The sequence below is a fragment of the Streptomyces swartbergensis genome, assembly GCF_002148965.1.
Classification (GTDB): Bacteria; Actinomycetota; Actinomycetes; order Streptomycetales; family Streptomycetaceae; genus Streptomyces; species Streptomyces swartbergensis.
Window position 1 is genome coordinate 1 of the sequence record NZ_NGFN01000598.1, and the last position, 2,646, is coordinate 2,646.

3 protein-coding genes and 1 pseudogene are annotated in these 2,646 nt (G+C 74.3%); 2 read left to right on the plus strand and 2 right to left on the minus strand.

Annotated elements, in window-relative coordinates:
• A partial coding sequence (locus CA983_RS42585; RefSeq protein WP_279628516.1) for a Clp protease N-terminal domain-containing protein occupies positions 1 to 520 on the minus strand: 520 nt, incomplete at its 3' end.
• A 179-nt stretch (positions 521 to 699) separates the two neighbouring features.
• Positions 700 to 1,467 carry a type I methionyl aminopeptidase gene (gene map / locus CA983_RS42590; RefSeq protein ID WP_086605985.1) on the minus strand — a complete coding sequence of 256 codons (768 nt, stop codon included), beginning with the start codon at positions 1,465 to 1,467 and terminating at the stop codon, positions 700 to 702.
• 32 nt (positions 1,468 to 1,499) lie between these two features.
• Between map and CA983_RS42595 the strand changes: the two genes are divergently transcribed.
• Together CA983_RS42595 and CA983_RS48675 are read left to right on the plus strand one after the other, a co-directional pair.
• Positions 1,500 to 1,751 (plus strand): helix-turn-helix domain-containing protein, encoded by a 252-nt coding sequence (locus CA983_RS42595; RefSeq protein WP_086605986.1) that lies wholly within the window; start codon positions 1,500 to 1,502, stop codon positions 1,749 to 1,751.
• Positions 1,752 to 1,864: 113 nt separating this feature from the next.
• A pseudogene (locus tag CA983_RS48675) lies at positions 1,865 to 2,646 on the plus strand (hypothetical protein); the annotation flags it as partial.

Consider the following 2,646-nt stretch of genomic DNA (forward strand, 5'->3'; position numbering starts at 1 on the left):
CGGGCGGGCTGGAGGGGGCGAAGCGGGCCGCGTTCAGGATGTGCCCGGCGGCCGAGTCCGGGTTCGAGGCCAGCGCGCTGAGCACGTGCTCCGGCCCGATGTAGCCGTAGCCGCGGGCCCTGGCCATGTCGTGCGCGTCCAGCAGGGCGCGCTTGGCGGCAGGGGTGAGGGAGAGCGCGGTCGGTGGCGGTGCGTCGTCCGGGGAGTGCTGGGCCGGGCCCGACCGCTCGTCGATCTGCGACGCGAGGGAGTCGGGGTTCGCGCCGGCCTTGCTCAGCAGGGTCCGGGTGGGCTCGGTGGCCAGCGCCGCCCGCAGCAGGTGTTCCGTGTCGAGGTCCCGGCTGCCGTGCTCGGCGGCGTACTGGGCGGCGCCGCGGACGAGTTCCCGGGCCGGCTGGCTGAGCAGCCGGCCGATGTCGATCTGCCGGGGACCCGGACGCGGTCCGCCGAAGAAGCGTGCGAGGAATTCTCCGAAGGGATCCGAGCCGTAGCCCTCCGGGCTGGTGAAGCCGCTGCTCATGGGCCTTCCGTTCCCGGCGTCCCCGGCGCGCGGGCGGGGGACGCCCTCGCTGGTCGACGTGCCGGGGTCGGGTAACCCGGGTGGCAGCCCGTTACACCTGGGGCGCGCTCGTAGAACACCTTCCCACGATCGTGGACAAGGGGCACCTTCGGGGCACACCCGGGCAATCCCGACGTACCTCAGCGTGCGGTCAGGATCCTCGGCCCCGCGTCCGTGATCGCCACCGTGTGCTCCGCGTGGGCCGCGCGGGAGCCGTCGTCCGTCTTCAGGGTCCAGCCGTCGGGTGCCGCGTGGAAGAAGTCCGTGCCGCCCGCGACGACCATGGGTTCGATCGCCAGCGCCATGCCGTGCCTCAGGCGCATCCCGCGCCCCGGGCGGCCCTCGTTCGGCACCGAGGGGTCCTCGTGCATCCGGCGGCCGATGCCGTGGCCGCCGAAACCGTCGGGGATGCCGTAGCCCGCGGCGCGGCAGACGGTGCCGATCGCGTGGGCGATGTCGCCGATGCGGTTGCCGACGACGGCGGCCTCGATGCCGGCCGCGAGGGCCCGCTCGGCGGTCTCGATCAGGCGCAGGTCGGCCTCGCGCGGGGTGCCCACGACGAAGCTGAGCGCCGAGTCGCCGACCCAGCCGCCCAGTTCGGCGCCGAAGTCGATGGAGACCAGGTCGCCGTCGCGCAGCCGGTAGCGGTCCGGGACGCCGTGCACGATCGCGTCGTTGACCGAGACGCACAGGACGGCGGGGAAAGGGGTCGGCGCGAAGGACGGCCGGTAGCCGAGGAAGGGCGAGGTCGCTCCCGCCTCGCGCAGCACGTCGTGCGCCACCTCGTCCAGCTCCAGCAGGGAGACGCCCACGTCAGCGGCCTTCTGTGCGGCCGTCAGGGCGCCGGCGACGACCTGGCCCGCCTCGTACATCGCGTCGATGGACGCATCGGTTTTCAGCTCAACCATGCCAATTACTATACCGGTATTAGAATGGGGGCATGGTGCGCACCCCTCTCACCCCCGAAGAGCGCGAACGCGGCGAGCGGCTCGGCCGGCTCCTGCGCGCTGCGCGTGGCGACCGGAGCATGACGGAGGTCGCCGCGAGCGCGGGCATCTCCCCGGAGACGCTCCGCAAGATCGAGACCGGACGGGCCCCGACCCCGGCCTTCTTCACGGTGGCCGCGCTGGCGGGCGCGCTCGGGCTGTCGATGGACGAGCTGGCCGGGCAGTGCGTGCTGGTGCCGGTCTGACGACGCGAACGATGAGACTCCTGCGCCGCATGCGAAAACTCCCCGTAGCACCGCTGTAACACGACTGGTGTTGCCTACTGACCGGAGTGCTCCGGTCGGGTGGGAGTTGAGCGATGGCGGCGGATCGGCTCCCGGATGACGTACGGGAGTTCGCGCATTACCTGGACGGTCTGCTGGCACGCCTGGACCCGTCCGGTGGCTGGTGCGCGGTGTTCTGGCAGCGTGACCCCGAGGGCATGCGGGCCTGTCTCGACGGGCGTGAGATGCCGCCCTGGGACGTGGTCGAGGCGCTGTTGCACGATCTCGCCGGGCAGTACGGCCCTGGGGGCGCGGGCCCGGAGACGGAACGCGCCCGGTCCCTGCATGCCGCCGCGCTCGCCGCGTACGACGCCCGGCCCGGCGGCCGCGACGCCCTCCGGGACCGGCTCGACGTCATGCTCCGCGAGCAGAAGTACGCCGCCGAACGCCGGGCGGACCTGACCCGCCTCCTCGCCACCGCCGCCACCCGCGAAGAGGCCGACGCCCTCCGCCTCGACTTCGCCTGGGCCCACGACGACCACGAGCGCGCGACAGCGCGCTGCGCGGAACTCCGGGCGCGGATAGCCGACTTGGACCGCCGCGAGCGGGACGTGTCCCACTCGGCGTGGGGTGCCGGGGACCGGCGGGATGCCGCCGGCGTGCCGGGGGCCGCCGCGGGTGTCTCCGGCGGCGCGGCCGCGGCGGAGGACGCGGCCGCAGGCGGACGGCGCGGCCCGCGCGGCGGCGGATCCCCGGACGACGACGGCACCTGGTCGGGCGCGTGGCGCAGGCCGAACGGCGGAGGCTTTGCGGCGGCGGCGGCTGCGGCTGCGGTGGACGGGGGTTCGGGGCCAGGGTCCGGTATCGGGGCGAGTCC

Bases quoted from the DNA above. Each gene is read 5' to 3' on its own strand.
- map (WP_086605985.1), bottom strand. From the start codon at position 1,467: ATGGTTGAGCTGAAAACCGATGCGTCCATCGACGCGATGTACGAGGCG.
- CA983_RS42595 (WP_086605986.1), top strand. From the start codon at position 1,500: ATGGTGCGCACCCCTCTCACCCCCGAAGAGCGCGAACGCGGCGAGCGG.